We start from the raw sequence: 7374 nt of genomic DNA, 5'->3' as shown, positions 1-7374 counted from the left end.
GGTGCGGGGGGTGTTGGGGCAGGACAGTCATGTGGTGCGGGTGACGGGGGCGGACGAGGCCGCGGTACGGGCCCTCGCCACCACCTACGCCGACCAGCTGACCGCCACCCCCGAGGACCGGCTCGGCGATGTCGCGTACACCGCGAACACGGGCCGCGCCGCCCAGCGCTGGCGCGTCGCGGTCCACGGCGCCACCGCCGGGGAGCTGGCGGGCCGGCTCACCGACGTCACGAACGGCCGCACTCACGCCGTCCGGCACACGGGAAGGCCCACCACGGTCTTCCTCTTCACCGGACAGGGGTCCCAGTACGGCGAGATGGCCCGGGGCCTCCTCGCCACCGAGCCCCACTTCCGCGACGCGCTCAACGAATGTGCCGAACTCGTCCTGCCCCACCTCGACGTATTCCTGCTCGACCTGCTCCATGGCGACGCCCGGCACCTGTTGGACGACACCCGGTACGCGCAGGCCGCCATCGTCAGTGTCGAGGTCGCCCTGGTCCGCTTCCTGGAGGCGGTGGGGGTACGCCCGGACGCCGTCGCCGGGCACAGCCTCGGCGAACTCACCGCGGCCTGGGCCGCCGGCGTGCTCCCCCTGCCCGACCTGCTGCGCCTGGCCGCGCTGCGGGGAGCGCTCATGCAGGCGCAGCCCGGCGACGGGACCATGGCCGTCGTCCACACCGACGCCGAGACGCTCACCGCCGCACTGCGGCCGTATCCCGGCGTCGAGATCGCGGCCTACAACGCCGACCGGGAGCACACCATCACCGGTCCCACCGAGTCCGTCACCCGGTTCTGCGAGCAGACCCCGCACCGCACCCAGCGGCTCACGGTCAGCCATGCCTTCCACTCCGCCGCCATGGAACCGGCCGTGGCCCCGTTCGCCGAGGCCATGGCGGCCACGCCGCTCAAACCGCCCGCCATCCCGTTCGCCACCACCCTCACCGGCACCTGGCACACCGCCGAGACCGCTACCGATCCCGAGCACTGGGCGGCGGCCATCCGCCGGCCCGTGCACTTCCTCGGGGCCCTGACGACGCTCGGCGAGACCAGCCCTCGGGCCGTCTGGGAGATCGGGCCGCATCCGCACCTGCTGCCCCTGGCCCGCGCCACCCTCTCCGAGCCGACCCCGGCCTGGATTCCCACGCTCCGCCGCGGGCGCAACGACCAGGCCCAGCTGCACGCGGCCCTGACCACCCATGTCAACCACACGGGCGCCGACCTGGACTGGAGCAGTCTCCACGCCGGCAAGAACCACCGCACCACCACCATTCCCACGTACCCCTTCAACCGGCAGGAGCTGACCGCGCCCTCCGCCCGCCGCACCGTGACGAGTGCCGTCAGCCATCCGCTGCTCAACCGCCATTACGCGACCCGGAGTGAGGGACAGTGACGCACCGAACCGAGACCTACGAGAAGATCTTCGCGGGACACGAACCCCTCATCGCCCAGCACCGTGCCGACGGGTCCGGGCTGTTGCCCGCCTCGGTGCAGCTGGAGATGGCGATGGCGGGGATCGCCGAGCGCCGGCCGTTCGTGCCGCTGGAACTCACCGACGTCGCCTTTCTGCGGCCCCTCACCATCGACGACGGCGCGACGGCGGCCGTCAGGCTCGAGATGACGCACGCCCGGCCGACCCGTTTCGAGCTGAGCGCCGTGCTGGGCGGCGGCCGCAAGCCGCTGTCCACCGGCACCGGCCGCCCGCTCGGCGACGGCGCCCCGCGCCACCCGGTCCGGCCGGTGACCGGCACGCGCGCGATCGCTCCGGAGGAGCTGTACGACAGCTGGTCGCGAGCGGGACTCGAGTACGGGCCCGACTTCCGCACGGTCCGGGAACTCACGGTCGGGGCGGGGGTGGCCCGGGCCACCCTGCGCACCGACACCGAGCCCCTTCCCTGGCATGCCCACCCGCTGCTGGTGGACGGCGTGTTCCAGGTGGTCAGCTGCGCGCTCCAGGACCTTGAGGGAGCGGCCGGTCCGCTGCCCATGCTGCCGATCGGCGTCGCACGCGTCGCGGTCCTCGCGGATCTGTCGGCCCGGACGGCCGGCGTGACCGTACTCGTGCGCCGCACCAGTGCCGAGGGCGCCTACGCGACCGCGGATGCCCTGGTGCTCGGGCCGGCCGGGGAAGTGGCGGCGGAGTTCACCGGCGTACGGATGCGCCGCACGACCCCGCCGGGATCCGCGCTCCGGTCGTCGGCCGGCGTTCCACAGCCCCTCTCCTCGATCCGGTGGCGGCCGGCCGCCATGCCCGGCCCGCGACGCGAGCCCGCGACGGGCACCTGGGTGGTCCTGCACGACGGCGACACCGGCGGGCCCGGCGAGCACACGGTCCGGCGACTGCGCGCCGAGGGCGCCCGCGTGGTGGAGGCGGTCCTCGGCTCTCCGTCCGCCACGGACACCGAGGACGGGGATCGCCGGGCGCCGGCCTCCGCCGACGAGGAGGCGTTCCGGCGGCTGTGGGACTGGGTGGGCGACCCGGTGGCCGGAGTCGTACACCTGGGGAACAGCGGCCCCGTGCGGGACACTTCGTCCGAGGCCGCGGAGCTCGACGCCGGACTGTACGGGTGCTTCGCCGCGCTGAAGACCCTCGGGGAACGGCAGCGCCACGCCCGTTTCTTCGTGGTGACCCGGTCCGCGCAGCCGGTCGCGGACGACGACCACGCCGTTCCCGCACGCGCGGCGCTCTGGGGCCTCGTCCGCACCGCCGCCATCGAGTACCCGGGGCTGCGGCCACGCCTCATCGACCTCGACGACTCCTCCCTCGACGCGCTCGTGTCCGAGCTCGGCGACGGTCCCACGGAGGTCGGCTACCGGCACGGCGTCCGCCATGAGCCCGTCCGCCTGCGCGTCCGGCCCGCCCGCTCCGGAGCGCGGCCCATCAGGAAGGGCGGCCGCTACCTCATCCTGGGCGGGCACGGCGGTCTTGGCCTGGAGGTCGCCGCCCGGTTCGCGCGGGAGGGCGCCGACCTCGTCGCGCTCGTCAGCCGCACCGGCGGGGCGGGCGCCGACCAGGCCCGGCCGGCCGCGATCGGGGCATCGGGCTGCTCCATCGTCTCGTACGCCGCGGACATCACGGTTCCGGGCGAACTCGGGGCCGTGGTGGAACGTATCCGCGCGGACTTCGGCGATCTGCACGGAGTGGTGCACGCAGCCGGTACCCTCCGGGACGGGCTGCTCCGCTCGACCACCGCGGAGGACATCGCCGACGTGATGCGGCCCAAGGCGGACGGCGTCCGGGAACTCGCCGCCGTCGCCGGTCCGGACCTGGACTTCGCCGTCCTGTTCGGCTCCGTCTCCGGGACCTTCGGCAACCTCGGACAGGGCGGGTACGCCGCCGCCAACGCCTACCTCGACGCCTTCGCGCACGCGCGCGGCACACCGTGGCTGAGCGTCGACTGGGGCCTGTGGGGCGAGGTGGGCATGGGCACGGCCGTCGCCGACCAGCTGCGGCGCCGGGGCGTCAGGCCACTGGGCACGACCGAGGCGCTGGACGCGCTCATCGCGGTGCTGGGCGAGGACATGCGCCAGGTGGTCATCGCGCATCCCGACGCCTCGGACACCCTCGCCGACGACACCCCACCAGGTACCGGCACCGAGGTGCACGCCGCTGCTGACCGCGTCCAGGACGAGCTGGAGAACTTCCTGACGCAGCGTCTGGGCCTCGCCTCGTTCGACCGCGCCACACCGCTGGCGGACTACGGGATGAGCTCGATCATGAGCGTCGAGCTGTCGGAGGAGCTGTCCCGCAGGTGGGACATCCGGCTCCCCGCCACGCTCTTCCTGGAGTACGGCGGCTTCGCGGAGCTGGCGCAGGCGCTGACGGACCGCTACGGAGCGGCCGAAGCCCTTCCCGCACCGGCGCCGTCCGTTCCGCCTCCATCCTCACCGGCCCGCCACGCGGCGCCGGAGCCGGAGCCGTCCACCGATGCCGAGGCCCGCCCCGAGGACATCGCGGTGGTCGCCGTGTCCGGCGATCTGCCGGGGGCCGACGACCTGGACGGGCTGTGGACCCTGCTCCGCTCCGGCGGGCACGCCTTCACCGAGGTCCCGGCCGAACGCTGGGACATCGAGGCGCACTTCGAGCGGCGCGGCCCGGACATGACCGGGACGTACTGCCGTACGGGTGCCTTCCTCGCCGACATCGATCGCTTCGACCCGGCGTTCTTCGGCGTGTCCTTCCGCGAGGCCGAGGAGATGGACGCCCAGCAGAAGCTGCTGCTGGAACACGCCTGGGCGGTGCGGGACGACAGCGGCCTCGCCGACCGCCACGACATCGGCGTCTTCGTCGGCGCCACATACACACATCACCGCGATGCCCAAGGGCTGGAAACCGTCGGGCCCTACACGGCGCTCGGGTCCCTGAACGCGGTGCTGGCCAACCGGATCTCCTACGCACTGGATCTGACGGGCCCGTCGCAGACGGTCGACACGCTCTGCTCCTCGTCGCTGGTCGCCGTCCAGCAGGCGGTCGCGGCCCTGCGCGCGGGGAGCTGTGGCGCCGCGATCGTCGCGGCCTGCCACGTCGGGCTCACCCCGTGGTACTACCGCAGCCTGAGCCAGCTCGGCGCCCTGTCCGAGTCCCGGCCGCGCCCCTTCGACGACCGGGCCGACGGCTTCGTCCCGGGCGAGGGAGCGGTGGCCGTGATGCTGAAGCCACTGGCCGACGCCGAGCGGGACGGGGACCCGGTCTGGTGCGTCATCCGCGGTACGGCCGTCAACCACGGCGGCCGCGGCAGCGCCCTGCCGGTGCCCCGCAGCGAGGCCCAGACGGCGGTCGTCCGCGCGGCCCTGGCGGACGCGGATGTGGCCCCGGCGGACATCTCCCTGATCGAAACGCACGGCACGGCCACCCGGCTGGGCGATCCGGTCGAACTCGCCGCCCTCACCGAGGTGTTCGGCGCCGACCCGGCACGCCGGGAGCCGTGCCACATCGGCTCCGTCAAGGCCAACATCGGCCACCTGGAACCGGCCAGTGGACTCGCCGGCCTGATGAAAGTCCTGCTGTGCCTGCGACACCGGGAGATACCGCCGCTCGCCGGCTTCGAGACCCCCGGTGTCCACCTCGACCTGGACTCCGCCCCGTTCGTCGTCCCGACCGAGCCGCGGCCGTGGCACTCCGACGGACCGCGCCGCGCGGGGATCAGCGCCTTCGGCATGGGCGGCACCAACGCACATGTCGTTGTCGAGGAGTACGCGGCCGACCGACCGGTCGAGCACGTCGACCCGCCCGGCGTGCTGGGCGAGCACCTTCTCGTCCTGTCCGCGCACACCCCCGAGGGGCTGGTCCGGCGGGCGACGGACATCCACCGGCTGCTGCGGCGGGACACGCCGCCGAGCCCGGCCGCCCTGTGCCACTCGGCCGCGCTGGGACGCGACCACCAGCGCTACCGCATGGCGGTCCTGGGCTCCACGGCCGACGAACTGACCGCCGGGCTGGAGTGGGTCGTGCGTCAGGGCCCCGGTGTTCATGGGACCGTCCTGCGCAACGGCACGGCCCTGAACGGCGAGGCGGCCGTCGCCGATGGTGCTTTCTTCGAGCGCCTGGCAGCGTTCACCTCGGTGGGCGCGGCGCGGCTCGCGACCCAACTGCGCCTTCCCGAGGCCCGCTTGAGCAGCGCACTCGCCTTCTTCCACGTGGGTGGCGGAAGCGTCGACTGGCGCACGGTGTACCAGGGTGTGCCCACCAGGCGGATCACGCTGCCGCCGTACCCGTTCCGGGCGCCGTCCGACCGCGCGCGGGAAGACGACGCCGCGGACGTTGCCGAGAGCGTTCACCGGTTGGCGCGCGCCCATCGCGTGTTCGGCGAACCGACCGTGCCCGGAGCGCTGCCATTGGCTCTCGGCCTCCAGAGGGCCCGTGTCCTGCGGCGGATCACCTTCCCGGGACGGGGAACGGGAACCCATCAGCTCACCAGCGACCTGGGCGACACCACCCGCACGGGGCCGGCCACCTTCCGGTACGGCGACCGGGCCATCGCCCGTCTCGAGCCGGGTGTCCAGGACGGCCGGCCGGCCGAAGCGCCCGCCGAACGGGACATCGACGCCCTGCGCGCAGGGCTCGGCCGGACACTGGAACCGGCGGGCCTGTACGCCTGGTTCGCGGCGCGGGGGATGGACCTCGACGCACCCCTGCGGCCCCTCCTCGACGTGCGCTACGGACCGGACCGCGTGCTCGCGCGGGTCGACGGCCCGGCCGGCGGCGCACTGGAGCGGACGGTGGTCGCGCTCGACGCCGCCCTCCAGAGCATGGCCGTACTGACGCTCGCGGACTCGTCAGCACCGCCGGCCACGTATCTGCCGGTCTCCGTCGGGCAGGTGGCGAGCTGGGGCGACCCGGCGCAGGCGGCGTACGTGCTGCTGGAGGCCGACGACACCGAGAACGACCGGGTGCGCCGCGGTGACGCGACCCTGCTCTCCGCCGACGGCCGCGCCCTGGTCCGGCTCAGCGACATCGAGTACCGCACGGTGGCCGCACAGGGCGCGCCGGACATGACCGGCGAGCCCCGGCAGCGCCCGGTGGACGCCCTCGCACCGGCATCGGCGTCCGGTCGCGCTACGCGCGGAGACCGCGCCGCGGTGGCGGAGGCCGCGGTCGTCGCCCTGGTCCGGGAGGTGTTCCGCGATCCGGGCATCACGCCCACCACCTCGCTGTCCGCCGCAGGACTCGACTCCCTGCTGGCGACCGACATCGCCACCCGCATGGAAGAGACGTACGGGACGAGGCTGAGCCCCGCGGACGTCCTCGACTCCCCGGACTGCCGGGCCCTGGCCGCGTATGTGGCCGAGCGGGCCGCCGACAGCGTGTTCACGCCGGTCACGGCCGGCCCGCCCGCGAGCGAGCCGGCGGACGCCGAGGACGCGCCCGGAGCCGACGACATGGCCATCATCGGCTTCGCCCTCGCCCTGCCCGGCGCCCGGGACGCGGCCGGGCTGTGGTCGCTGCTCGCCCGCGCGGACACGGCCATCCGCCCGGCGCCGAGCGAACGGTGGGGCGGTTACGCGAACGAACGGGAACCCGACTTCGGGGGGTTCGTCGACAACATCGAGGAGTTCGACGCGGGGTTCTTCGACTTCTTTCCCAAGCAGGCCGAGGTGCTTGACCCTCAGGCGCGCTGGCTGCTGCGGACGACCTGGGAGGCCCTGGAGTCGGCCGGACTGCCACCGCGCCAACTTCCCCCCGCCACGGGCGTGTTCGTGGGCGCCAGCTACCAGCACTACCGGGAGTACAACATCGAGCCGGAACTGGACGCCCACAGCGGCCTGGGAAACCACAACGCCCTCCTCGCGAACCGGTTGAGTTATTTCCTGGATCTGCGGGGTCCGAGCATGACGATCGACACGTTGTGTTCGTCGTCGCTGGTGGCTCTGCACTCG

General features: G+C 73.8%; 2 protein-coding genes. Both read left to right on the top strand.

What is annotated here, in order from left to right:
* A partial coding sequence (locus ACZ4WQ_RS46780; RefSeq protein ID WP_398377809.1) for an acyltransferase domain-containing protein occupies positions 1 to 1390 on the top strand: 1390 nt, incomplete at its 5' end.
* Positions 1387 to 7374, top strand: a 5988-nt coding sequence (locus ACZ4WQ_RS46775; protein WP_398377807.1) for an SDR family NAD(P)-dependent oxidoreductase, incomplete at its 3' end; no start/stop codon positions are given. The genes ACZ4WQ_RS46780 and ACZ4WQ_RS46775, both read left to right, overlap by 4 nt.

Source organism: Streptomyces sp. NPDC028305 (assembly GCF_055569495.1).
The sequence above is the reverse complement of the archived record's forward strand: the minus strand, read 5'-3'. Positions and strand labels throughout refer to the sequence as shown.